The organism is Pseudomonas sp. B8(2017) (assembly GCF_002113575.1).
In the GTDB taxonomy this organism is placed as follows: domain Bacteria; phylum Pseudomonadota; class Gammaproteobacteria; order Pseudomonadales; family Pseudomonadaceae; genus Aquipseudomonas; species Aquipseudomonas putida_Z.
The window spans coordinates 1-23,472 of the sequence record NZ_NEIO01000012.1 but is presented as its reverse complement, the minus strand read 5'-3'; the positions used below and the strand labels follow the sequence as shown (position 1 = coordinate 23,472).

General features: G+C 63.5%; 23 protein-coding genes. 3 read left to right on the top strand and 20 right to left on the bottom strand.

Features of this window, described 5'->3' with window-relative positions; genetic code table 11:
* The first annotated feature begins 48 nt into the window (after positions 1-48).
* Complete coding sequence (locus CAG22_RS17395) at positions 49-1,335, top strand: cytosine deaminase (RefSeq protein WP_085693404.1); 1,287 nt, start codon at positions 49-51, stop codon at positions 1,333-1,335.
* On the opposite strand, the gene CAG22_RS17390 is transcribed toward CAG22_RS17395, so the two are convergent.
* From CAG22_RS17390 to CAG22_RS17310, 17 genes are all read right to left on the bottom strand, one after another.
* Positions 1,308-1,724, bottom strand: a complete 417-nt coding sequence (locus CAG22_RS17390) for a cupin domain-containing protein (RefSeq protein WP_085693406.1) — start codon at positions 1,722-1,724, stop codon at positions 1,308-1,310. The genes CAG22_RS17395 and CAG22_RS17390 overlap by 28 nt on opposite strands.
* A 207-nt stretch (positions 1,725-1,931) precedes the next feature.
* Complete coding sequence (locus CAG22_RS17385; protein WP_023661447.1) at positions 1,932-2,492, bottom strand: DUF1285 domain-containing protein; 561 nt, start codon at positions 2,490-2,492, stop codon at positions 1,932-1,934.
* A 10-nt stretch (positions 2,493-2,502) separates the two neighbouring features.
* Complete coding sequence (locus tag CAG22_RS17380; protein WP_013971585.1) at positions 2,503-3,108, bottom strand: DUF4823 domain-containing protein; 606 nt, start codon at positions 3,106-3,108, stop codon at positions 2,503-2,505.
* A 66-nt stretch (positions 3,109-3,174) separates the two neighbouring features.
* The gene (locus tag CAG22_RS17375) at positions 3,175-4,143 is read right to left on the bottom strand and encodes a GTP 3',8-cyclase MoaA (RefSeq protein ID WP_085693408.1); all 969 of its coding nucleotides are present in this window, start codon (positions 4,141-4,143) and stop codon (positions 3,175-3,177) included.
* Positions 4,144-4,427: 284 nt separating this feature from the next.
* On the bottom strand, positions 4,428-5,063 hold the full coding sequence (locus tag CAG22_RS17370) for a TetR/AcrR family transcriptional regulator (protein WP_003260720.1): 636 nt from the start codon (positions 5,061-5,063) through the stop codon (positions 4,428-4,430).
* A gap of 599 nt (positions 5,064-5,662) precedes the next feature.
* Entirely contained in the window at positions 5,663-6,445 is a 783-nt protein-coding gene (locus CAG22_RS17365) for a TatD family hydrolase (RefSeq protein ID WP_046616993.1), read from the bottom strand.
* 30 nt (positions 6,446-6,475) lie between these two features.
* Positions 6,476-7,462: a DNA polymerase III subunit delta' gene (locus tag CAG22_RS17360; RefSeq protein ID WP_085693378.1), complete on the bottom strand. Its 987-nt coding sequence runs from the start codon at positions 7,460-7,462 to the stop codon at positions 6,476-6,478.
* Positions 7,455-8,087 (bottom strand): dTMP kinase, encoded by a 633-nt coding sequence (gene tmk / locus CAG22_RS17355; RefSeq protein WP_025338219.1) that lies wholly within the window; start codon positions 8,085-8,087, stop codon positions 7,455-7,457. Before tmk ends, CAG22_RS17360 begins: the two co-directional genes overlap by 8 nt.
* Before the next feature lie 9 nt (positions 8,088-8,096).
* Positions 8,097-9,323, bottom strand: coding sequence for an endolytic transglycosylase MltG (gene mltG / locus CAG22_RS17350; RefSeq protein WP_085705853.1), 1,227 nt, complete (start codon positions 9,321-9,323; stop codon positions 8,097-8,099).
* 4 nt (positions 9,324-9,327) lie between these two features.
* Entirely contained in the window at positions 9,328-10,143 is an 816-nt protein-coding gene (gene pabC, locus CAG22_RS17345) for an aminodeoxychorismate lyase (RefSeq protein ID WP_085705852.1), read from the bottom strand.
* On the bottom strand, positions 10,143-11,387 hold the full coding sequence (fabF, locus tag CAG22_RS17340; protein WP_025338216.1) for a beta-ketoacyl-ACP synthase II: 1,245 nt from the start codon (positions 11,385-11,387) through the stop codon (positions 10,143-10,145). Before fabF ends, pabC begins: the two co-directional genes overlap by 1 nt.
* 188 nt (positions 11,388-11,575) lie before the next feature.
* Positions 11,576-11,812, bottom strand: a complete 237-nt coding sequence (gene acpP, locus CAG22_RS17335) for an acyl carrier protein (protein WP_016715141.1) — start codon at positions 11,810-11,812, stop codon at positions 11,576-11,578.
* A gap of 202 nt (positions 11,813-12,014) precedes the next feature.
* Positions 12,015-12,755 (bottom strand): 3-oxoacyl-ACP reductase FabG, encoded by a 741-nt coding sequence (gene fabG, locus CAG22_RS17330; RefSeq protein WP_003247160.1) that lies wholly within the window; start codon positions 12,753-12,755, stop codon positions 12,015-12,017.
* A gap of 15 nt (positions 12,756-12,770) precedes the next feature.
* The gene (gene fabD, locus CAG22_RS17325) at positions 12,771-13,709 is read right to left on the bottom strand and encodes an ACP S-malonyltransferase (protein WP_023661404.1); all 939 of its coding nucleotides are present in this window, start codon (positions 13,707-13,709) and stop codon (positions 12,771-12,773) included.
* Between the two features lie 253 nt (positions 13,710-13,962).
* Positions 13,963-14,973: a phosphate acyltransferase PlsX gene (gene plsX / locus CAG22_RS17320; protein WP_075044133.1), complete on the bottom strand. Its 1,011-nt coding sequence runs from the start codon at positions 14,971-14,973 to the stop codon at positions 13,963-13,965.
* 3 nt (positions 14,974-14,976) lie between these two features.
* Positions 14,977-15,159, bottom strand: a complete 183-nt coding sequence (gene rpmF, locus CAG22_RS17315; protein WP_003247154.1) for a 50S ribosomal protein L32 — start codon at positions 15,157-15,159, stop codon at positions 14,977-14,979.
* Between the two features lie 13 nt (positions 15,160-15,172).
* Positions 15,173-15,700, bottom strand: coding sequence for a YceD family protein (locus CAG22_RS17310; protein WP_012313431.1), 528 nt, complete (start codon positions 15,698-15,700; stop codon positions 15,173-15,175).
* Between the two features lie 96 nt (positions 15,701-15,796).
* Between CAG22_RS17310 and CAG22_RS17305 the strand changes: the two genes are divergently transcribed.
* Complete coding sequence (locus tag CAG22_RS17305) at positions 15,797-16,375, top strand: nucleoside triphosphate pyrophosphatase (protein ID WP_063911718.1); 579 nt, start codon at positions 15,797-15,799, stop codon at positions 16,373-16,375.
* A 136-nt stretch (positions 16,376-16,511) separates the two neighbouring features.
* Here CAG22_RS17305 and sppA read toward each other — a convergent pair whose 3' ends face one another.
* The 3 genes from sppA to rluC are packed head-to-tail and all read right to left on the bottom strand — an operon-like array spanning position 16,512 to position 19,142.
* Positions 16,512-17,501 carry a signal peptide peptidase SppA gene (sppA, locus tag CAG22_RS17300; RefSeq protein ID WP_085693385.1) on the bottom strand — a complete coding sequence of 330 codons (990 nt, stop codon included), beginning with the start codon at positions 17,499-17,501 and terminating at the stop codon, positions 16,512-16,514.
* A gap of 6 nt (positions 17,502-17,507) precedes the next feature.
* Positions 17,508-18,182, bottom strand: coding sequence for an HAD family hydrolase (locus tag CAG22_RS17295; RefSeq protein ID WP_075044131.1), 675 nt, complete (start codon positions 18,180-18,182; stop codon positions 17,508-17,510).
* Positions 18,183-18,185: 3 nt separating this feature from the next.
* On the bottom strand, positions 18,186-19,142 hold the full coding sequence (gene rluC, locus CAG22_RS17290) for a 23S rRNA pseudouridine(955/2504/2580) synthase RluC (protein ID WP_025338212.1): 957 nt from the start codon (positions 19,140-19,142) through the stop codon (positions 18,186-18,188).
* Positions 19,143-19,941: 799 nt separating this feature from the next.
* On the opposite strand from rluC, the gene rne reads away from it, so the two are divergent.
* The gene (gene rne, locus CAG22_RS17280; RefSeq protein ID WP_085705851.1) at positions 19,942-23,235 is read left to right on the top strand and encodes a ribonuclease E; all 3,294 of its coding nucleotides are present in this window, start codon (positions 19,942-19,944) and stop codon (positions 23,233-23,235) included.
* Positions 23,236-23,472: the final 237 nt, after the last annotated feature.

Sequence of the window (23,472 nt, the reverse complement as noted above, 5' to 3'; positions counted from 1 at the left end):
CGCACGGCTGCTGTATCGTCCGAGATCCCTCGACGAGCACAGGCAAGCATGAAAGCCAACGATTTCACCCAGAACGCTCAGCAAGCGGTAGCAATCGCCGCCAACCAGGCCCTCCTGGCTAGCCGACAAGCAACGTTCGCCGTGGGTGGCTGCATCATAGAAAATGCCACTGGCAAGGTACTGGTCGCCCTGCACAACCGCGTGCTGGAGCCCTCTGCCAGCCAGGCGCAACCCGCATTCAGGCTTCACGACCCAACGGGGCATGGTGAGCGCCGGCTGGTCGACTGGTATTTCGACAACCAGCAGCGCCTTGCCCTACCCCCCGCGCATGAACTGACCGTCATCACCACGCTCGACCCCTGCGCCATGTGCGCAGGTGCCTTGCTGACTGCCGGCTTCAATGTTGCGGTAAGTGCGCTCGACACCTTTGCCGGCATCAATCATGACGGCCGCTTCGAATTCCCCGGCCTGCCGGCCGCACTTCGTCTGCGCGCGCAAGCCACGTGGGGCTACTATGCTGTCGGCAGCCCTTTTGATCGCGACTATGTCGGGCCGGCGCAAGGGCCGATCTACGCCGGCGAACGCATCGATGCCGCAACGATGTGCCTTACCCGTTCGTTGTTCGAAGCCAGCGTGAACCACGTGCACGACGAAAGCAGCAACGCCGGCCTGCCGCCCTCTGCCCTGAAAGACCCGATCGCCCTACCCAGCCGGAGCTTGGTACGCCAGGCCCTGGCGGGCTTGAGCCCATGGAGCCTGCGCATCAAAAGTGCAGACCCTCGCCTGCCCGGCATCGAACTGGCCGAGCCATTGGTCGACACAGCGCTCGCGGCAGATACGTGCAACGCCGTAGCCTTGCTGGACCCATTCGGCAATCTGCTGGCCTGCCTGGGCGGTGACGAAACGCGCTCCCCCATTCGCACTGCGTTCATGGAGACCACTCGCAGCTACGCCGCGTTACGCTGGAACCTGATGAACCATGACGACCCACAGGTCCGCGACGAAGCACACCAGCATCTCACCCACCCCCGTTACTGCACATTCGTCCTGCTCCGTTTTCCGGACCCGGCCGGCAGCGAGGCGGTCATGACCCTTGGCGCCTATGGCTCCACCCTGGAACGGTACACCGCGCCGTCCTTCCCCTCCAGCCTGCAATATGTGTTGCTGCCAACAGGCTGCACTGCCAAGGACGTTGCTCGACTGGCGCAAAATCTGCCGCCGTTCTACACCAGCAACGCACAGGTCGCGCCTTGCCAGGTACTGGACCCGAACCTGATGCAGGAAGTGACAACCCGGCTGCGGCAGGCTCAGCGCTCCGAGCCTGCTGCCGGATAGGGCAATGTGACCGCACTGCCTTCATCCACCAGGCTCCAGACCAGCAACTTGGCTGACTGCTTCTGACTGGCGTTGCGTGACACGCTGTGCACGGTACCCGGGGCTTCGTACCAGTATTCACCGGCCTTGTAGGTTTTCTCCGGCTCGTTATCGAGCTTCGATACCACTGCCCCTTCCAGCACGTAGGCCATCACTGCGCCCGGGTGCTGATGCGCGGGTGATGCCTGGCCGGGGGCGTAGCTGACGGTGAGCATCACAGCGCTCTTGCCGGGGGCGTTCGAGGGTTGTTGCTGCTGCAGGACCTTGACCTGGTCGGCAGCGTCGCCGTGCGCCCAGGCAGGGGTTTGAGCGGCGAGCAGGGCGAAAAGGATGATACTGAAGGGTTTCATGGGGGGCTTCTCCTGGATGGCAATTGCCTGCAGGTTAGGCCTGTGGGGCAGAGAGACAAATGACCAATTCGGGGAAAAACCAAGAGGCCGATTATTGCCTGTGCCGGCCTCTTCGCGGGCTTGCCCGCTCCCACACCCTTGAAGCCTGTAGAAAACCCTGTGGGAGCGGGCGAGCCCGCGAAAAGGCCGGTGCAGGCACCAGATATCTCAGCTGCTACGCCCGATCGGATAAAACTCACCGTGGCTCCAGACCCCAAGCCACTCTTCCCCGTCGATCTCACGCGGCACCGCCAGCTCCACCAACTGGTAGAACACATTGCGATGAATCAGCGCCTCGAGGTTGCTGCGCATCAGCACATACGGCGATGGCTCCTGCGTGACCGGGTCGATCACCACGCGCAGCGGGTTGGCCGGCCCGGCTTCGACCTGGTCCTCGACATTGCTGGTGAAGCGCAGCACCTGCTGCTCACCCTCACCTTCCACGTCCAGCGCCACGGCCACGAACGGCGCATCGTCGACGCGGATGCCCACCTTCTCTACCGGGGTAATCAGGAAGTAGTCATCGCCATCGCGGCGGATGATGGTGGAAAACAGCCGCACCATCGGCTTGCGACCGATCGGCGTACCCAGGTAGTACCAGGTGCCATCACGGGCGATGCGCATGTCGATGTCACCGCAGAAATCCGGGTTCCACAGATGCACCGGCGGCAGGCCCTTGGCCTTGGGAATCTGCGCCAGAAGATCATTGGCCTTGCCGGAATCGCTCATCACGCTTGCCTCATTCACTCACACCCAGAAGGCTACGAGCGTACTCGCGCATCGGCGCGCCAAGCAAATCCTCCGGGGTTTTATCGTGGAACGTCAACAAACCGCCACGGCTCTTGATACGCGCAGTGTCGATCAGGTAGCGGGTGCTGGTTTCGATGAGCATCATCTGCACCACGCCGGTGTCCCAGCCCAGGCGGTCGACCGCTTGTTCGTCATACCACTCGTCGCCATTGCCGATACGGTCGTCGGTCCGGGCGAAGCGGGTGTACAGCACGTAGTCGGCACCCACCGAACGCGCCTGGGCGATGGCCTCTTCCAGGCCCAGTGGCCCTTGGGCACGGCGTACCAGCGGGAAATACTCGACGAAGCTCTTGTAGGCCTGCTCGGCCACCGCGTTCTGCCGCGGCACCGGCCCCTTGCCCGGGGGCACGAACGCGCCCTGGCCGATGAAGATGAACGAATCGGGCTGCAGGCGGATCGACAGGGTGCGCCGGGTATCGCTATGGTCCAGCAGACCGGCATCGCTCATGTGGTAACGGACGCCCTCGCCCATATCGCTGACATTCATGCAACCGCCCAGCGCCATCAGCGCCAGCAGCAAAACCAGGCTACGCATCTTTCCTCCAGTGGCCGGCGACGAAAAACCGGCGAATAGCCGGCGGATGCAGCTTTTGCGCCAGCTTCAGCCACCGATCACCTTCATCACCATCACATCGCCGGAAAACGCCAGGTCCTGCTTGTCTGCCAGGGCCTTGACCAGCAAGCGCTGCAGGGCTGGCAGCGCCTGATGCCGCGGTTTTTCCAGCAGATCGCCGACGAAATGGCGATTGCCTGACGACAGGCAACCGTGCAGCCAGCCCGTGGAGGACAGGCGCAGCCGCGAACAGGTGCGGCAGAACGGTACGCTTTCGTTGGCGATCACGCCAAAGTGGCCCTTGCCGGGTACCTGATAACGCAAGGCGGTGGCATCCAGCGGCGCGTCGACCTGAACGTAGGCATGCTTGCCAGCGATCAGTGCGAGCAGTTGATCGAGGCCGACGAACTGCTGCAGGAAGGCGTTGTGGTCACGGGCCAGGTGGCCCATGCGCATGAGCTCGATGAAGCGCAGTTCGAAGCCGCGCTCAAGGCAGTAATCCAGCAGCGGCAGCACCTGATCGAGGTTGTGCCCGCGCATCGGCACCATGTTCACCTTGATCTGCATGCCCATGGCGCTGGCCTGCTGCATACCCGCCAGCACGCTGGCCAGGTCGCCGCCCCGGGCGATATGGCGGAAAGCATGTGGGTTGAGGGTGTCGAGGGAAACGTTCAATCGGCGGATACCTGCCGCCTGCAACTGGGGCAACTTGCGCGTCAGCAGCTGGCCATTGGTAGTCAGCGAGATATCGTCAAGGTCGAGCTTGGCCACGGCGGCCAGGAAGGCATCCAGCCGCGGACTGACCAATGGCTCACCACCGGTGATGCGCAAGCGTTCGATGCCGGCGGCTTCGATCAGGTAGGCCACACCACGGGCCAGGGCATCCGCCGGCAGTTCGTCCTGTGCTGCCACCAGGCGCTTGCCGTCTGGCACACAGTAGGTGCAGGCATAATTACAGGCAGCCGTCAGGCTGACGCGCAGGTTGCGAAAACGCCTGCCTTGACGATCGACGATCATGAATGACTCCGGCATGGATGATGGGGGCTGGCAAAACCTGACTCATAAATCAGGTTTTTGCAAGCCCTATCCTTTTTGCCGCTGTCGGTGTCGCCGTGCTGTTGTGGAAGCAGGCATGTCAGTCATGGGGCTGCTGCGCAGCCCATCGCAGGCAAGCCAGCTCCCACAGGATCGCGCAACACTTGAGATCTGCGCTGTAAATGTGGGAGCTGGCTTGCCTGCGATGGCCGCAAAGCGGCCCCAATAACGCTGACTGGCAGGCTTCAGGGAAAGCCTGCACTATCTCAGTTGGAAGGTTCCGGGTCGCGCTTGCGCTTGTTGCCCATGCGCACGCCAATGTCCATCAGGAACTGGAAGAAGCCTTCCTGGTCCTCCAGCACATTGCTCCAGAACGGCGAGTGGTACAGCGCCACGGCGCCGTGCACCAGCGCCCAGGCGGCGCAATAATGGAAATACGGCGGCACGTCTTCGAGCTTGCCTTCGCTGATACGGCCCTTGATCAGCTGGGTCAGGCGGTCGAAGTTGGAGGCACGGATGCTGTGCAACTGTTCGACCATTTCCGGTACCTGGTTGCCCTTGACCACCTTTTCTTCCAGGCGGTCGAACAGCCGGTAACGCTGCGGATCGCGCATGCGGAACTCGAAGTAGGCTCGCGACAGGGCTTCCTTGTCGCGATCGACGTCGGCCGAATGCAACAGCGCGTTCAGGTCGCGCTCGTAGTCGAGCATCAGGCGCAGGTAGATCTCCGCCTTGGACTTGAAGTGCTTGTAGATCGTGCCTTTGCCGATGCCCACGGCGTCAGCGATCATCTCGACGGTGACGCTGTCTTCACCCTGTTCGAGAAACAGTTTGAGCGCGGTGTCGAGGATTTCCTGTTCGCGACGGCGAAACTCACGGACCTTACGAGGTTCTTTCTGCATAGGAAGGACTGGATGACAATCGAAGCGGTTTATTATGCCTAACTTGCGGGAAATTGCACGGATCATCCAAGCATGTCTGTGTTTCATGATGCTTACGGCCATGCGCTGCGGGAGGAATGAAACGTTGGCGTATTCCAAATCTGTTTAAAAAACGATCAATATGCACTGGCACTGCGCCAAAGCTGACCAATACTTGAAGTGTTGGCGCGGCGCATCCCCCCCAAGTGGCGCGCCGATAAAGGTGCTCAGGGACCGCGTACCTTTGTTTTACTCCTAATGGTCTTAACCCGGATTCCCCCCCCAGAACCCGGGTTTTTTTTGCTTACGTGACGGGCCGCCCACTCGAGGCTCGTGCTGAGCTTTTGATCTTGCTCTGGCTTTTGATCTTGCTTTTGATCTTGATCTTCGCGACTTCAGGAGGCCGAACGCAGGTCTTGCGGAGGGAGGTGACGGGCATGGATGCCCGTCACCTCCCTCCGCAATCCCTTCGCTCGGCCTCCTGAAGTCGCAATCGGCGGCGCCTGAACTATCGCGCGCTTGAAAGCAAAAGCTGAAGCAAGAGCAAGAGCGCTCAGGCTTTGTATTTTGAAGAGTTGCTGTCAGGCCACCCGCGCCAACGGGAACAAGCGCTTGAAGTTGGCAGTGGTCTGTTCGGCCAACTGCTCATAACTGGCCCCGCGCAACGAAGCCACGTACTCCGCCACCTCACGCACGTACTGCGGCAAATTCGGCTTGCCCCGATGCGGGATCGGCGCCAGGTACGGCGAATCCGTCTCCACCAGCAAACGATCGACCGGCACCTGCCGCGCCACTTCACGCAGGGCATCGGCATTGCGGAAGGTAACGATGCCAGACAACGAAATGTAATACCCCAGGTCCAGCGCCGCCTTGGCCATGTCCCAGTCTTCGGTGAAGCAGTGCAGCACGCCGGCCTGCGGCAGGTTGGCCTCGCGCAGCAGCGCCAGGGTATCGGCACGCGCCGCACGGGTATGCACGATCACCGGCTTGCCGGTCTGCCGCGAGGCCTCCAGGTGCAGGCGGAACGAGGCTTGCTGCAACTCGGCTGCTTCCGGCTCGTAGTGGTAATCCAGCCCGGTTTCACCAATCGCCACCACATGTGGGTGAGCCAGTTCGCGCAGCAGCCATTCCAGCGCCGGCGTTTCGCCCGGCGCCAGGTCCAGCGGGTGCACGCCCACCGAGCAATCGACATCGGCGTAGCGCTCGCTCAGCGCCTTCACCGCACCAGCATTCTCGGCACTGACGCCAATACACAGGAAATGCCCGACCCCGCGCTCACGCGCCGCCTGCAGGGCAGCATCGAGGGAGCCCTGGTGGGCGCTCAGGTCTAGACGGTCGAGATGGCAATGGGAATCTACGAGCATGGGATAACGACACACATGAAAAAATGAAAATCAGCGGGCGCCCGGCAACTGCAGCCAGTGGGCCAGCAGCGATTCAAGCAGCAGGGCGCGGTTGAGGTTGGCCTTGCCCAGCACCTTCTGGCGCTGTTCCAGGATCCATGCCTGCACCTCCAGCACCTTGGCCTGGCGGCTCTTCTGCGCCAGGTACTGCACCACCTTGCGCATATCGGCCAAGCCTAGCCCCTCCTCGTCCTGGGTCAATTGGTAGCGCAGGATCAAGTGCGCCCAATCGCAGAACCAGTCGAACAGCAGCAACAGCGGTACACCGTTCCAGGCATCGGCCAGCTGGCTGGGCGATTGCTGCTGCTTGAGCAGCTTCTTCACCCCGTCGGTGACCAGCGCGCGCTGCTCGCGCACGCCTTGCGCCTGCAAGCTGACCGCCATCAGCGGCGAACCGGCAGCCAGGGTCAGCAACTCGTCGCGCTCGGCCTCGTCACTGTCGGGCAGCGCGCCAGCCAGCCAGGCCTGGCTCTGGGCCAGGCTGGGCTGCGGGCAGGCGACCTGCTGGCACCGGCTCTTGATGGTAGGCAACAGGCGGCTGGGCTGGTGGGTGACCAGCAGCAACACGGTATCGCCGGAGGGTTCTTCGAGGCTCTTGAGTAGGGCGTTGGAGGCGTTGACGTTCATCGCTTCCACCGGCTCGATCAGTACCACCTTGCGCCCACCCAACTGCGCGGTCTGCACCACGAAGGCCACCAACTCGCGCACCTGGTCAACCTTGATCGGCTTGTCGGCTTCTTCGGGCTCGAGGACGAAGTTGTCCGGGTGGCTACCAGCCTTGAGCAGCAAGCAGGACTTGCACCCGCCACAGGCCTCCAGGCCCTGGGGCTGCTGGCACAGCAGGCGGGCCATCAGGCGCTCGGCCAAGGCCCGCTTGCCGATGCCCTGCGGCCCATGCAGCAGGTAGGCGTGAGCGTGCTGGCTGCGGCCAGCCAATTGTTGCCAGAGTGCCTGCTGCCAGGGATAGGCCTCAGCCACGGCAACGCTCCACGATGCCTGGTAGCAACGCATCGATGGAGCGCTGTACGGCCTCCAGAGGCTGGGCGGCATCGAGCAGGCTATAGCGCTGTGGTTCGCGATTGGCGCGCTGCAGGTAGGCCTGACGCACCGCTTCGAAGAACGCCTGGCCTTCCTGCTCGAAACGGTCCAGGCGGCCACGGGCGGCGGCGCGAGCCAGGCCCACTTCGACCGGCAGGTCAAAGACCAGGGTCAGGTCCGGGCGCAGGTCACCCTGAACGAATTGCTCCAGGGTGGCGATCCGCTCGACCGACAAACCGCGCCCGCCGCCCTGGTAGGCGTAAGTGGCATCGGTAAACCTGTCACACAAGACAACCGCCCCGCGGGCCAGCGCCGGCCGGATCACCTGCGCCAGGTGCTGGGCACGCGCAGCGAACACCAGCAACAGTTCGGTATCGGCCGCCATGCTTTCATCGCTGGGCGCCAGCAGCAGCTCGCGCACCTTTTCGGCCAGCGGCGTGCCGCCGGGCTCACGGGTCAGCACCACGTCCAGGCCCTGCTCGCACAGGCGCGCAGCCAGGTAGTCGCGGTTGGTGCTCTTGCCCGCGCCTTCGGGGCCTTCCAAAGTAATAAACAAGCCGCTCACAGGCAGTCCTTAATGTTGTTCGTCAGGCATCGGCCGTTCGGCCGCTTGCGCGCCGCCGGCAGGGGCGTCCTGCACAGGCGGCTGGTCGGGCGCTGGCTGCGCGGTAGACTCGTCGGCAGGCGCCTCGGGCTGTTCGGCCTCGTCGGTACTTGGTTGTGGTTGGGGTTGGGGTTGTGGCTGCGGCTGCGGCTCTGGCTGCGATTGCGGCGCGGGGCTGGAGCGGTAGTCCGCACGGCGCTTGAGCTGGAACTCGCGCACCGCCGAGTTGTGGTCGTCGAGGTCGTCGGAAAACACGTGGCTGCCATCGCCACGGGCGACGAAGTACAGGCTGGTGCCATCGGACGGGTTGAGCGCCGCGTGAATCGCTTCGCGACCGACCATGGCGATCGGGGTCGGCGGCAAGCCGGTGATGGTGTAGGTGTTGTAGGGCGTCGGCTCGCGCAGGTCGGCGCGGGTGATCTTGCCGTTGTAACGCTCACCCATGCCGTAGATCACGGTAGGGTCGGTCTGCAGCATCATGCCCAGGCGCAGGCGCCGCACGAAAACGCCGGCGATCTGCCCGCGCTCCTGGGGAATGCCGGTCTCCTTCTCTACCAGCGAGGCCATGATCAGCGCCTGGTACGGGTCACGGTATGGCAGGTCGGTGGTGCGCTCGGCCCACTCCTTGGCCAGCACTTCGTCCAGGCGCATGTAGGCCTGCTGCAGCAACTCGACGTCGCTCATGCCACGCACGAAGCGGTAGGTGTCCGGGAAGAAGCGCCCCTCGGGGAACACACCGGTATGGCCGAGCTTGTCCATCACTTCCGAATCGGACAGCCCATCCAGCGTATGCTTGATCTTTTCATGCTTGGCCACGGCCGAACGCACCTGGCGGAAGGTCCAGCCTTCGACCAGGGTCAGGTTGTACTGCACCACGTCGGCCCGACGCCAGGCATCGAACAGCTGCTCCACGGTCATGCCGGGGGTCAGGCGGTACTCGCCAGTGTGCAGCGGGGTGCCGGCCATGTTGAAGCGCCAGTACAGACGCAACCAGACGGCGTCGTCGAGCAACCCTTCGTTCTGCATGCGATAGAACATGCGATTGGGGGTGGTGCCATTGGGCACGTCGAGCAGGCGCTCCTGCGTCACGTGCAGGGGCTGCTCCAGGACCGAGTTGACCTTCCAGGCCGACCAGCCCACGGCAAGGCCGGCGAGGATCAAGCCCATTTCCAGCAGCAGCAGGAATTTACGTCTCACGAATTCAGGTTTCCAGTAACGTACGGGCAACGGCCTGCAGTTTACGGGTGAGCGGGCCCGGCGACCAGTTTAGCGCGGCAACGCCACGCACGGGCCAGACACCGTAGACGCTGTTGCAGACAAATACTTCATCTGCCTGCTCCAGCGCGTCGAACGGCAGGTCGCAGACCTGCACCGGGATGCCCAGCAGCGCTGCCTGTTCCAGCAACGCGGCCCGCATCACGCCAGCGACGCCACAGCGGCTGAGGTCGGCCGTGAGCAGCACGCCATCGCGCACCAGGAACAGATTGCTGTACACCCCTTCGATCACCCTGCCCTGCCCATCACGCATCAGGCCTTCGGCATGTTCGCTGTCCTGCCATTCGGCACGGGCCAGCACCTGCTCCAGGCGGTTGAGGTGTTTGAGGCCGGCCAGCAGCGGTTGTTCCCCAAGCCGGGTCTGACACGGGAACAGGCGCACGCCGTGCTCGGCATGTTCGACAGGATAGCTGGGCAACGGGCTGCCCTGCAGAATACGGCGCGGCGCGGCACCGGCAACCGGTGCGTAACCGCGCTGGCTGTCACCACGAGTAAGGATGAGTTTGGCTACGCCATCACCGAACTGGCTGGCATAGCGCAGGAGTTCGTCGCGCACCAGCGCCAGGTCGGCACTGATTGCCAGGCGCTGGCAGCCCAGCGCCAGGCGTGCGAGGTGGCCGTCCAGCAGGCTGGGCCGGCCGCCGCGCACGGCGATGGTCTCGAACAGCCCATCGCCGTAGGCCAGGCCGCGGTTCTGCAGGTTGACTGCAGCCGCCGGCTGGCCATCGATCCAGCTTTGCATCAATCGGCGAACCGGCGGAATACCAGCGAACCGTTGGTGCCGCCAAAGCCGAACGAGTTGGACAGCACCACATCGATCGGCATGCTGCGTGCCTGGTGCGGTACGAAGTCGAGGTCGCAGCCTTCGTCCGGCTCGTCCAGGTTGATGGTGGGCGGAGCCATCTGGCTGTTGATCGCCAGCACGCTGAAGATCGCTTCCACGGCACCGGCGGCGCCCAGCAGGTGGCCGGTCATCGACTTGGTCGAGCTGACCGCCAGCTTGTAGGCATGCTCACCGAACACACGCTTGATCGCCGCCACTTCGGCCACGTCGCCAGCAGGGGTCGAGGTGCCATGGGCGTTGATGTAGCTGACCTCTTCCGGCTGGATGCCGGCATCACGCAGGGCGTTGGCCATGCAGCGGGCAGCGCCTTCACCGGTGTCGGGTGGCGAAGTCATGTGGTAGGCGTCACCGCTCATGCCGAAGCCGACAAGCTCGGCATAGATGGTCGCGCCGCGGGCCTTGGCGTGCTCCAGCTCTTCGAGCACCAGGGCACCGGCACCGTCGGACAGCACGAAGCCGTCACGGCCCTTGTCCCACGGGCGGCTGGCCCGGGTCGGCTCGTCGTTGCGAGTGGACAGTGCACGGGAGGCACCGAAGCCGCCCATGCCCAGGCCGCAGGCGGCCATTTCGGCGCCGCCGGCGATCATCACGTCGGCTTCACCGTAGGCGATGTTGCGCGCGGCCATGCCGATGCAGTGGGTACCAGTGGTGCACGCGGTGGCGATGGCGTAGTTCGGCCCTTGCAGCCCCAGGTGGATCGACAGGAAGCCGGAGATCATGTTGATGATCGAGCCAGGCACGAAGAACGGCGAAATGCGACGCGGCCCCGAATCGTGCAGGGTGCGGCTGGTTTCTTCGATGTTGGTCAGGCCGCCGATACCCGAGCCCATGGCCACGCCAATACGCTGGCGGTTGGCGTCGGTGACTTCCAGGCCGGCATTACGCACTGCCTGGAACCCGGCCGCCAGGCCGTACTGGATGAACAGGTCGAGCTTGCGGGCCTCTTTGGCCGACAGGTATTGCTCGACCTCGAAGCCTTTCACCGAGCCGCCAAAACGGGTGGAGTAGGCAGACAGGTCCGTGTGTTCGATCGGACCGATGCCACTGCGGCCAGCCAGAATGCCCTGCCAGGTGCTCGGTACATCAGTACCCAGTGGCGACAGCATACCCATACCGGTGACCACGACGCGTCTACGCGACACAGTACTCTCCTTTTCTAATGACAGAGTTTCTTGCCATTGCATTCAAGCAATGGAATGAAATGGCAACAAGCTCTTGGTACCCGGTGAACGAGCCCGATCTGCAAAACGCAGGGTGCTCGCAAAGAAAAAACCGCACGCCGGCAAAGGCAGTGCGGTTTTTCCCGACAAGAAGCGTCGACTACAGCGTCTTAGGCCTGGTGGGCTTTGACGTAGTCTACAGCAGCTTGAACGGTAGTGATCTTCTCGGCTTCTTCGTCAGGGATTTCGGTCTCGAATTCCTCTTCCAGAGCCATCACCAGCTCAACGGTGTCAAGCGAATCGGCACCCAGGTCATCGACGAAGGACTTCTCGAGAGTCACTTCCTCTTCCTTGACGCCCAGTTGCTCGGCGACGATTTTCTTGACGCGTTCTTCGATGTTGCTCATACCTAGGTTTACTCCTAATGGATATATGTCAGGCAGCTGGCCGGTGGCTAATTTTATAGAAAGACGTTCGCTTTTCAAGCTAAACGCACCTTCACACCAGTCACCACACCCGCTGCCTGGAATCTGGTTGCAGCTTTATAACGGATTTTAGGCTCGCAGTATGACTCTTTTTTTACGAAATCCGTCACATTGAGTTGCAGTGTTACATGTACATCCCGCCGTTGACCGGCACGGTGGCGCCGGTTACGTAGGCTGCGCCGTCGGATGCCAGGAACGAAACCACCTTGGCGATTTCGTCTGCCTGGCCCAGGCGGCCCAGCGGGATCTGGGTCTGCAGGGCTTCGCGCTGCGCTTCTGGCAGTTCGCGGGTCATGTCGGTGTCGATGAAGCCCGGGGTCACCGAGTTGACGGTGATGCCACGCGAGCCCACTTCACGCGCCAGGGCGCGGCTGAAGCCTTCCAGGCCGGCCTTGGCGGCCGCGTAGTTGGCCTGGCCGGCGTTGCCCATGGCACCGACGACCGAGCCGATGCTGATGATACGGCCCCAACGTGCCTTGGTCATGCCACGCAGCACGCCCTTGGACAGACGGTAGAGGCTGTTCAGGTTGGTATCGATCACGTCGAACCACTCGTCGTCCTTCATGCGCAGCATGAGGTTGTCACGGGTGATACCGGCGTTATTGACCAGGATGGCCGGTGCGCCGAACTGCTCGCCGATGGCGGCCAGCACAGCTTCAACCGACTCGGCGCTGGTCACGTTCAGTTCCATGCCGGTACCGGTGATGCCGTGTTCTTTCAGGGTGGCAGCAATGCGCTCGGCGCCGGAGGCCGAAGTGGCGGTGCCAATCACGGTCGCGCCCTGGCGGCCCAGCTCGAGGGCGATGGCCTGGCCAATGCCACGGCTGGCGCCGGTGACCAGTGCAACTTTACCTTGCAGGCTCATGCAAGCTTCTCCAAATCAGGCCAGTGCCGCGCGGGTGGCGGCGACGGCGTCAGGGGTATTGAGGTTGTAGGTGGTCACGCCATCGGCGCAACGCTTGTTCAGGCCAGCCAGGACCTTGCCCGGGCCGCACTCGACCAGGTTGACTGCACCGTTAGCGGCCAGGGTCTGCACGCATTCGACCCAGCGCACTGGCTGGTACAGCTGCGCCAGCAGGTCGTGCTTGAGGGCATCGAGGTCAGCGGCAACGGCAGCGGTGACGTTCTGCACCACGGGAATTTGCGGGGCGTGCCACTCGATGGCGTTGACCGACTCGGCAAAGCGCTCGGCAGCCGGCTTCATCAGCGCGCAGTGCGACGGCACGCTGACCGCCAGCGGCAGGGCGCGCTTGGCACCCTTGGCCTTGCACAGCTCGATGGCGCGATCGACGGCGGCCTTGTTGCCGGCGATGACCACCTGGCCTGGCGAGTTGAAGTTGACCGCGCTGACCACCTGGTCTTCGGCCGCTTCGGCGCAGATTTCCACGACCACGGCGTCATCCAGGCCGAGAATGGCGGCCATGGCGCCATGACCGGCCGGCACGGCTTCCTGCATCAGCTGGCCACGGCGCTCGACCAGGCGCACGGCATCTTTCAGGCTCAGGCTGCCGGCGGCAACCAGGGCGCTGTATTCACCCAGGCTGTGACCGGAGACGAAGGCCGGCCTGGCACCGCCCTCTTCCAGCCACAGGCGCCACAGCGCGATGGACGCGGTGAGGATGGCCGGCTGGGTCTTGTCGGTCTGGTTGAGTTGTTCTTCCGGGCCTTCCTGGACCAGCTTCCACAGGTCGTAACCGAGTGCCTCGGACGCTTCCTTGAAGGTTTCGATGATCACTGGCTTCTCGGCGCCGAGCTCGGCGAGCATGCCCAGCGACTGGGAACCTTGACCGGGAAAGACGAATGCGAGAGATGCAGACATTGAACAAGCCCTTATGATCTTGTCGTCGGATAGGGTGCGCCGGGCTTTGGGCCAGGCGCGGAATCTGAAAGCTTGGATGGAGACGCAGACCAAGCGGTCACATTTAAGCACTTCAGCGGCGATATGCCTAAGGTCTTTATTCCTTCAGCACCGGCCCTTTCGCGGGTAAACCCGCTCCCACAGGGTTACCACAGACCTGAAGGTTGTGGAGCACCTGTGGGAGCGGGTTTACCCGCGAAGGGGCCGGCACAGGCTACAACAGCAGGTCCTCGAGCCGCCCATGCAAGCGCTGCGGCAGGTTTTCCTGGATCTCGATCAACGCCCGCTGGATGGCACTCTGGAAGCCCTGCACCCCCGCCGAGCCATGGCTCTTGATGACGATGCCCTGCAACCCCAGGAAACTCGCGCCATTGTGCCGCGCCGGTGCCAGGTCGGCCTGCAGGCGCTTGAGCAGCGGCATGGCCACGGCCCCGGCTGCCCGCGACAACACGCCACCCTTGAACAACTGCTCGATGCGCGCGCCGATCATCGTCGCCAGCCCCTCGCTCGACTTGAGCAGGATGTTGCCGACGAACCCGTCACACACCACAACATCGGCTTCGCCACGATACAACCCGTCACCTTCGACGAAGCCTATGTAGTTGAGCCCGCGGGCGTTCTGCAACAGGCTGGCCGCCAGCTTGACCTGCTGGTTGCCCTTGATGTCCTCGGTACCGATGTTCAACAGCGCCACGCGCGGCCGCTGCACACCCAGGGCCTGGGCGGCCACCGAGCCCATCACGGCGAACTGGTAGAGGTTCTCGGCGCTGCAGTCGACGTTGGCGCCAAGGTCGAGCAACTGGCAGTAACCGGTCTGGGTCGGGATCGCCGCCACCATGGCCGGCCGGTCGATACCCGGCAGTGTCTTGAGCACGAAACGCGAGAGCGCCATCAGCGCCCCGGTATTGCCGGCGCTGACGCAGGCCTGGGCCTTGCCGTCGCGCACCAGTTCGAGGGCGATGCGCATCGACGAATCCGGCTTGCCGCGCAGCGCCTGGGATGGCCGCTCGTCCATGCCGACCACCTCGCTGGCGGCCACGATTTGCAGGCGCGCGCGATCCGCAGCCGCAAGGCCGCTGACAAGATCTTCAAGGAGGGAGGGTTGACCGACGAGGGTCAGGTGCAGCGAGGGGGTAGCCGAAAGGCAGGCAATGCTAGCCTGAACAATGCTGCGGGGACCGAAGTCCCCGCCCATTGCGTCGATCGCGATGATCTGAGCGGACAAGGATTACTCGTCAGCGCCCTTGTCGACCACTTTGCGACCACGGTATACGCCTTCTGGCGATACGTGGTGACGCAGGTGTACTTCACCGGTGGTTTTCTCTACCGACAGCGCGTTTTCCGACAGAGCGTCGTGCGAACGGCGCATGTCACGGGCAGAGCGGGATTTTTTGTTCTGCTGAACAGCCATAATTGATTAACTCCTAAACGTTTGGGTCACGCTTTAACTGCGCCAAAACACTGAACGGGTTGGACCGCGATACCTCGTCCTTGCTCGATTCGGGCTCGTCTGCGCCCGCCGGCTGCTGGCATTCTTCCGGATGATGAGCAGGCACGATTGGCAAGGCGAGCAGAAGCTCCTCCTCGATCAATGCCTGCAGATCCAAAGGATCTTCGCCCAGTTCCAGCACGTCATAGCCTTTCGGCAACGACTGGGTATTCGCACCCTCCTTCACCACGGCGTATGTACATTCGCTGTGGATCGGCAGGGTGACCAGCTCAAGACAACGCTGGCAAACCATCTTGACTTCGACGTCCAGTTCGCTGTGGATAACCACCACGTGCTGTTCATCTCGTTCAAAATCGAACTTCGCCTGCACCGTACCGACATTGTCGGAAAGCGGGTCGCAGAGTCTTTCCAAATCAGCGAGTTGCAGCGAACCGTTAAGGGTTACGCCACGATCGGCTAATTTGCGCGGGTCAACGTGAGGTGGAATCGGGTCATTCAACATAGGCGCAGCATTCTAGGGATGCCCCCCGCCCCTGTCAAAGGAAATTCGGCGGCATCGTGCGTGATAGAATTTGTTCAACTGATTCAGGAGTCTACCATGCTTCCTCTGTTACTGGCTTCCAGCTCTGCCTACCGCCGCGAACTGCTTGCGCGCCTGCGCCTGCCCTTCACCTGGGCAAGCCCCGATATAGACGAGCGGCGCCTGGATGACGAACCGGCGGTGGAGCTGGTGCGCCGGCTGGCCAGGCAAAAAGCCGAGGCCCTGGCGGGCAGCCACCCCGGGCACCTGATCATCGGCTCGGACCAGGTTGCGGTGCTGGGCGAGCAGGTACTGGGCAAGCCGCACACCTTCGAGCGGGCCTGCGAGCAGCTGCTGGAGTGCAGCGGGCAGCAGGTGAGCTTCCTGACCGGGCTGGCATTGCTGAACAGCGCCACCGGGCACTGCCAGGTGGACTGCGTGCCGTTTACCGTGACCCTGCGCGAACTGGACCGGGAGCGAGTGGAACGCTATGTAGCGGCGGAACAGCCGCTGGACTGCGCCGGCAGCTTCAAGGCCGAGGGGCTGGGAGTGAGCCTGTTCCAGAGCACGCACGGGTGCGATGCGACCAGCCTGATCGGGCTGCCGCTGATTAGATTGGTGGATATGTTGACCAAGGAAGGGGTGGTGATTCCCTGAGATTCTGGGGCCGCGCCGCGGCCCTTCGCGGGCACGCCCGCTCCCACAGGCGTGTCGCAACCTGCGGGTTTTGCGCGATCCCTGTGGGAGCGGGCATGCCCGCGAAGGGGCGCAAAGCGCCCCCGACAATCCCGGATCAGCGCAACTGCGGCCCCTGGAACCCCATCCACATCGCCAGGCGCTCAGCCACGCTGGCCCCAACGCGCTTGGAGAAGCGATCGAGCGCCGACTCCTGCACGGTGAAGTCCACCAGCTCCTTCTCGCCCACGATCTCGCGCGCCACATAGCTGGCACTGCCCAGCCCATCCACCAGGCCCAACTCCTTGGCCTGCTCGCCCGACCAGACCAGGCCACTGAACAACTCCGGATGCTCCTTGTCCTTCAGGCGTTCGCCCCGCCCCTGCTTGACCATGGCAATGAACTGCTGGTGCGTGGTATTCAGCACGCCCTGCCAGAACTCGGTCTCTTCCGGCTTCTGCGGCGAGAACGGATCGAGGAAGGCCTTGTGCTCGCCTGCAGTGTAGGTACGCCGCTCCACACCCAGCTTCTCCATGGTGCCGACAAAGCCATAACCGGCCGCCGTCACACCAATCGAGCCCACCAGGCTGGCCTTGTCGGCATAGATCTCGTCCGCCGCACTGGCGATGTAGTAGGCACCGGAAGCGCCAAGGTCGGCGATGACCGCATACAGCTTGATGGCCGGGTATTCGGCCCGCAGACGACGGATTTCGTCATACACGTAACCCGACTGTACCGGGCTGCCTCCCGGGCTGTTGATGCGCATCACCACAGCCTTGGTCTTGCTGTCCTTGAACGCCTCGCGCAGGCTCTTGATGATATTGTCGGCGCTGGCCGGCTCCTGGTCGGCAATCATCCCGCGCACCTCGACCAGCGCGGTATGACTGACGCTGCGTGACGCTGTCTTGTCCATGTCCATCAGCGGCGTGAACAAGGCCAGGATGCCGAACAGGTAGACGAAGGCCAGCAACTTGAAGAAGATCCCCCAACGTCGCGCCCGGCGCTGCTCCTGAACACCTGCCAGCAGGGTCTTTTCCAGCAGCTTCCAGCTCTTGCGCTCTTCGCGCTCCTCGGGTTCGGCCTCGGGGGCTTTCCATTCGTCTGCCATGCTTACCTACCTTGGAAATGGAATTGCGGAACCACCCAGCCACTCACGCAACTGGGAAAAATGATCGATGCACACCTGCGGACCAAACTCGGCCAGTGCCCGCAGCGACATGGCACCATAGCCCACGGCCACCGAGTGCATGCCGGCATTGCTGGCCATCTGCAGGTCGAATGCCGAATCGCCAACCATCAGCGCACGCCCCGGTTCGACACCGCAATGGCCGAGAATTTCCTCGAGCATCAGCGGGTGCGGCTTGCCGCGGGTCTCGTCGGCGGCGCGAGTGATGTCGAAGAACTGCTCCCAGCCATTGGCCTTGAGCACCCGATCCAGCCCGCGACGCGCCTTGCCGGTGGCCACCGCCAGGCGGTACCCCTCGGCACGGAAGGCATCCAGCGACTCGACCACACCCTCGAACAACGGCGAGGGCTGCTGGTCCAGGGCCATGTAGATATCGGCATAGTGCTGACGGAAGCTTTCGACCTGAGCAGGCGCCAGGTGCGGGTACAGGGTGTGGATCGCCTCGCCCAGGGCCAGGCCGATAATGCCCTTGACCGCGTCCTCGCTGCTTTGCGCCTCACCGGCACGCTCGGCGGCGGCGTTCATGGCTTCGACGATACGCCCGATCGAGTCGGCCAGCGTGCCGTCCCAGTCGAAGATCAGTAGCTCATAGCCTTTTTTCATAGGTCAGGACGCACTCAGACGTTCAACGGTTTTCGCCCAGACTTCATCCACTGGCGCCTCGAGCTTCAGCTCGCCACCGTCCGGCAGCGGTACGGTCAGCGCATAAGCATGCAGGAACAGACGCTTGCCGCCCAAGTCACGAATTTCACGACTGAAGTCTTCGTCGCCGTACTTGCTGTCGCCAGCGATCATATGCCCGGCATGCAGGGTGTGCACACGGATCTGGTGGGTACGACCGGTGATCGGGCGTGCCTCGACAATGGTGGCGAACTCGCCGAAGCGACGCAGCACACGGAACAGGGTCAGCGCCTCCTTGCCCTCGTCGTTCACCTCGACCATGCGCTCGCCGGAGCGCAGGTTGCTCTTGAGCAACGGCGCGTTGACCTGCTTCTTCGAGGTCGGCCAGTGGCCGCGCACCAGCGCCATGTAGCGCTTGTCGACACCGTCGCCGCGCAGCGCGGCGTGCAGGTGGCGCAGCATGCTGCGTTTCTTGGCGATCATCAGCAGGCCGGAGGTGTCGCGGTCCAGGCGGTGCACCAGTTCCAGTTCCTTGGCGTCCGGGCGCAACTGGCGCAGCGCCTCGATCACGCCGAAGCTCAGGCCGCTGCCGCCATGCACGGCGATGCCGGCCGGCTTGTTCATCACGATCAGCGCCTTGTCTTCGTAGACGATGGCCGCTTCCAGGCGCTGCAACAGGCCCTGGGCTACCGGCGCCGGCTCGTCACGTTCCGGCAGGCGGACGGGCGGTACCCGCACGATGTCGCCGGCCTGGATCTTGTACTCCGGCTTGACGCGACCCTTGTTGACCCGTACTTCACCCTTGCGCAGGATGCGGTACACCAAGGTCTTGGGCACGCCCTTGAGGGCCGTGATGAGGAAATTGTCGATGCGTTGGCCGGCAAGCTCCGGCGCGACTTCGATCAGCTGAACGCCGGAAGTCGGAGGGGTATTGGTCGTCATGGCGGGATCATAACAATTTTTTATGGAATTGAAGCACTTAATCATTGCTGCTATAGTCGCGAACGCCGCCAAAAGCGGCAGGCCAGCGGCACCAGGCTCCTAGCCGGTCCCTGACCAACGCAATTCTCCAGGACGCGAGGCCGTCCTACGGGGTTTTCGCCAGTTTACCGAATTGCCTGGAATCGCCACCAGCGCTGTGTAGAGAAGACCGAAAAAAAACGACAAGTGCGGTGTTTCACCTGCTTACCCGATTCTTTTCGCTGCACCTCTGCCCGCCCCGTCGCTTCCACGCAACGCCCGGCGAATGCTTCGGAAATACCTGCCTTGGACATGAATGGCGCCAGCGCAGAACCTGCGTTGGCGAAAAATGCAACCCGTTGCGGATTCAGCGCGCGGCAGCACCCGAATTATCAGGGATACGTGCAGGGTGGAGATGCACAGCCCTCGGACCGTGTAGCACCGCGTCCGGCCCACCAGCCCACTGAACGGCTGGCGAGCGGATAAGGTCCTGAACAGATGCCTCCGGGCGTCCACGGCTGACGGTTGATTCCTCCTCCTGACTGAGTGCACAAGGCCCGCTTGGTTGATTCGGATTCCAATTCGAAGCCACCGGGGCCTTGTTGGCACCGCAGCAAACAGGACGCGTCGTCGCGACAACGGCAGGCTGGGCAACCGGCTGGTGCCGAACGTCGCTCGACACGGGGGTGGCCCGGCCACCCTTTGCGCACCTTGGCACCGACCATGAGACGTCGTGTGTGCCGAACGCCGTTTCCGGCAGCCCGGAAACCGACGGTACAACATGAAAAGAATGCTGATTAACGCGACTCAACCCGAAGAGTTGCGTGTAGCCCTGGTGGACGGCCAACGTCTCTACGACCTGGACATCGAGTCCGGCGCGCGCGAGCAGAAAAAGGCCAACATCTACAAAGGCAAGATCACCCGCATCGAACCCAGCCTCGAAGCCGCCTTCGTCGACTTCGGTTCCGAACGTCACGGCTTCCTGCCGCTGAAAGAAATCTCCCGCGAATACTTCAAGAAAGCCCCCGAAGGGCGGGTCAACATCAAGGAAGTGCTGAGCGAAGGCCAGGAAGTCATCGTCCAGGTCGAGAAGGAAGAGCGTGGCAACAAAGGCGCCGCCCTCACCACCTTCATCAGCCTGGCCGGCCGCTACCTGGTGCTGATGCCGAACAACCCGCGCGCCGGTGGCATCTCCCGCCGCATCGAAGGCGAAGAGCGCAACGAACTGCGTGAAGCCCTGAACGGCCTGACCGTGCCGGGCGACATGGGCCTGATCGTGCGCACTGCCGGCCTTGGCCGCAGCAGCGAAGAAATGCAGTGGGACCTCGACTACCTGCTGCAACTGTGGACCGCCATCAAGGAAGCGTCCCAGGACCGCGCCGCGCCATTCCTGATCTACCAGGAAAGCAACGTCATCATCCGCGCCATCCGCGACTACCTGCGCCAGGACATCGGCGAAGTGCTGATCGACAGCATCGATGCCCAGGAAGAAGCCCTGACCTTCATCCGCCAGGTGATGCCGCAGTACGCCAGCAAGGTGAAGCTGTACGAAGACAGCGTGCCGCTGTTCAACCGCTTCCAGATCGAAAGCCAGATCGAGACCGCCTTCCAGCGCGTGGTCGACCTGCCGTCCGGCGGTTCGATCGTGATCGACCCGACCGAAGCCCTGGTGTCCATCGACATCAACTCGGCGCGCGCCACCAAAGGCAGCGACATCGAAGAAACCGCCCTGCAGACCAACCTGGAAGCGGCCGAGGAAATCGCCCGCCAGCTGCGCCTGCGTGACATCGGCGGCCTGATCGTCATCGACTTCATCGACATGACCCCGGCGAAAAACCAGCGCGCCGTCGAAGAACGTGTTCGCGAGTGCCTGGAAGCCGACCGCGCCCGCGTTCAGGTCGGCCGCATCTCGCGCTTCGGCCTGCTGGAAATGTCCCGTCAGCGCCTGCGCCCTTCGCTGGGCGAAAGCAGCGGCATCGTCTGCCCACGCTGCTCCGGCACCGGCATCATCCGTGACGTCGAATCGCTGTCGCTGGCCATCCTGCGCCTGATCGAAGAAGAGGCCCTGAAGGACCGCACCGCCGAAGTTCGCGCCCAGGTGCCGATCCCGGTGGCTGCCTTCCTGCTCAACGAGAAACGCAACTCGATCACCAAGATCGAACTGCGTACCCGTGCGCGCATCATCATCCTGCCGAACGATCACCTGGAAACCCCGCACTTCGAAGTCCAGCGCCTGCGCGACGACAACCCGGAAGTGCTGAGCAACCAGTCCAGCTACGAGATCGCCGCCGCCGAAGCCGAAGAAGCGCCGCAGCCGACCGCCACTCGCACCCTGGTTCGCCAGGAAGCCGCGGTCAAGACCGCCCCGGCCCGCGCCAACGCGCCGGTACCGGCCACTGTGGAAGAGCCGCAGCCTGCCGCACCGGTCGCCCCAGCCCCGGTCGCCCCAGAGCCAAGCCTGTTCAAGGGCCTGGTGAAATCGCTGGTAAGCCTGTTCGCCGGCAAGGAAGAGCCTGCCGCAGCGCCGGTTGTCACTGCCGCCGAGAAGCCGGCAGCCGAGCGCAGCCCACGCAACGAAGAACGCCGCAACGGCCGCCAGCAGAGCCGCAACCGCAACGGCCGCCGCGACGAAGAGCGCAAGCCGCGTGAAGAGCGTGCCGAGCGTGCACCTCGTGAAGAACGTGCCCCGCGCGAAGAGCGTGCTCCACGTGAAGAACGCGCCCCACGCGAAGAGCGTGCACCGCGTGAAGAACGTGCTCCACGCGAAGAGCGTGCTCCACGCCAGCCGCGCGAAGACCGCCGCGGCAACCGTGGCGAAGAGCGCGTGCGCGAACTGCGTGAGCCACTGGACGCCACCCCTGCCGAGCGTGAGGAACGTCAGCCGCGCGAGGAACGTGTAGCCCGTGAAGAACGTGCCCCACGCGAAGAACGTGCCCCGCGTGAAGAGCGTGCACCTCGCGAGGAACGCGCCCCACGTGAGGAGCGTGCTCCACGTGAAGAACGCGCACCGCGTGAAGAACGCGCACCGCGTGAGGAGCGTGCTCCGCGTGAGGAGCGTGCTCCGCGTGAAGAACGTGCTCCGCGTGAAGAGCGCGCACCTCGTGAAGAACGTGCTCCACGCGAAGAACGTGCCCCTCGCCCACCACGCGAAGAGCGTCAGCCACGCGTAGCCGAAGAAGCCGCCGAGCAGGCTGCCGAGCTGGCAGAAGAGCAACTGCCGAACGAAGAGCTGCTGCAGGACGAACAGGAAGGCACCGATGGCGAGCGCCCGCGCCGCCGTTCCCGTGGCCAGCGTCGTCGCAGCAACCGTCGTGAGCGTCAGCGCAACGCCAACGGCGAGCTGATCGATGGCAGCGAGGAAGAAGGCAGCGAAGAGCAGCCACAACCGCACCAGGCCACCGAGCTGGGTGCCGAGCTGGCTGCCGGCCTGGCCGTGACTGCCGCTGTCGCCAGCAGCAACATCAGTGCCGACGCCGAAGCCCAGGCCAACCAGCAGGCCGAGCTTGCCACCGCCGAAGTCGCCGCCGTAGCGGAAACCGACAACAGCGAAGTCGCCCAGCCGGTCGAGCAGGCCGAGAAGGTCGAAGCTGCTGCCGAGGCTGAAGAAGTGGCTGTGGCCCCGGTGGTCGACCAGCCGGTCAGCGAGCCTGTGGCCGTGGTCGAGGCAACTGCCGAGCCAGTGGTCGAAGTCGCTCCGCAGCCAGTGGTCGACGAAGCACCTGCTGCAGAACCGGTAGTGGTTGCCGAAGCACCGGTAGAAGCGCCTGCCGTCGAGGCCGGTGAAATCGAGCAGGCCCCGGCCGTGGTCGAAGCCGCTCCGGTTGTCGAAGCCCAGCCAGAAGTGGTGGCCGAGCCTGCCCCAGTGGCCGTCGAGCCTGCACCGGTCGAAGCCCCTGCGGCGGTGGAACCTGCCACTGTCATGCTGGCCAACGGCCGTGCGCCGAACGACCCGCGTGAAGTGCGTCGCCGCAAGCGTGAGGCCGAGGCTGCCGCCAAAGCCGCACAGGAAGCTGCTGCAGCCACCGAGGAGCCAGCCCTGGAAACCAGCGATGAGCAAAAGCCTCATCACGGTTGATAGCCAAGGCTGAATGAAAAAGCCCCGCCAGTGCGAACTGGCGGGGCTTTTTCATGGCTCGGAAAGCCTCCTTGATGCCCCGATACCTAGTAATTCTGCCAGTATGAGCCGTTCTCCGCCCGGTGATAGCGTTAAAGCGATCGTGTCCCGGGAAGTGGTGTAACTCATCATGGCTTTGGCCATTGAGCTTGCCGTTTAGTTGATCACGGCCGACAGCTTGGCCTGTGGATTATCGCT

Excerpts from the sequence above, each read along its gene's own strand:
- CAG22_RS17310 (WP_012313431.1), bottom strand. The coding sequence starts at position 15,700 with ATGTTGAATGACCCGATTCCACCTCACGTTGACCCGCGCAAATTAGCC.
- sppA (WP_085693385.1), bottom strand. The coding sequence starts at position 17,501 with ATGGCAGACGAATGGAAAGCCCCCGAGGCCGAACCCGAGGAGCGCGAA.
- acpP (WP_016715141.1), bottom strand. The coding sequence starts at position 11,812 with ATGAGCAACATCGAAGAACGCGTCAAGAAAATCGTCGCCGAGCAACTG.
- CAG22_RS17395 (WP_085693404.1), top strand. The coding sequence starts at position 49 with ATGAAAGCCAACGATTTCACCCAGAACGCTCAGCAAGCGGTAGCAATC.
- CAG22_RS17365 (WP_046616993.1), bottom strand. The coding sequence starts at position 6,445 with ATGCTCGTAGATTCCCATTGCCATCTCGACCGTCTAGACCTGAGCGCC.
- rluC (WP_025338212.1), bottom strand. The coding sequence starts at position 19,142 with ATGACGACCAATACCCCTCCGACTTCCGGCGTTCAGCTGATCGAAGTC.
- CAG22_RS17385 (WP_023661447.1), bottom strand. The coding sequence starts at position 2,492 with ATGAGCGATTCCGGCAAGGCCAATGATCTTCTGGCGCAGATTCCCAAG.
- rpmF (WP_003247154.1), bottom strand. The coding sequence starts at position 15,159 with ATGGCTGTTCAGCAGAACAAAAAATCCCGCTCTGCCCGTGACATGCGC.
- CAG22_RS17305 (WP_063911718.1), top strand. The coding sequence starts at position 15,797 with ATGCTTCCTCTGTTACTGGCTTCCAGCTCTGCCTACCGCCGCGAACTG.
- rne (WP_085705851.1), top strand. The coding sequence starts at position 19,942 with ATGAAAAGAATGCTGATTAACGCGACTCAACCCGAAGAGTTGCGTGTA.
- fabD (WP_023661404.1), bottom strand. The coding sequence starts at position 13,709 with ATGTCTGCATCTCTCGCATTCGTCTTTCCCGGTCAAGGTTCCCAGTCG.
- fabG (WP_003247160.1), bottom strand. The coding sequence starts at position 12,755 with ATGAGCCTGCAAGGTAAAGTTGCACTGGTCACCGGCGCCAGCCGTGGC.
- CAG22_RS17295 (WP_075044131.1), bottom strand. The coding sequence starts at position 18,182 with ATGAAAAAAGGCTATGAGCTACTGATCTTCGACTGGGACGGCACGCTG.
- CAG22_RS17375 (WP_085693408.1), bottom strand. The coding sequence starts at position 4,143 with ATGATCGTCGATCGTCAAGGCAGGCGTTTTCGCAACCTGCGCGTCAGC.
- CAG22_RS17370 (WP_003260720.1), bottom strand. The coding sequence starts at position 5,063 with ATGCAGAAAGAACCTCGTAAGGTCCGTGAGTTTCGCCGTCGCGAACAG.
- CAG22_RS17380 (WP_013971585.1), bottom strand. The coding sequence starts at position 3,108 with ATGCGTAGCCTGGTTTTGCTGCTGGCGCTGATGGCGCTGGGCGGTTGC.
- CAG22_RS17390 (WP_085693406.1), bottom strand. The coding sequence starts at position 1,724 with ATGAAACCCTTCAGTATCATCCTTTTCGCCCTGCTCGCCGCTCAAACC.
- pabC (WP_085705852.1), bottom strand. The coding sequence starts at position 10,143 with ATGCAAAGCTGGATCGATGGCCAGCCGGCGGCTGCAGTCAACCTGCAG.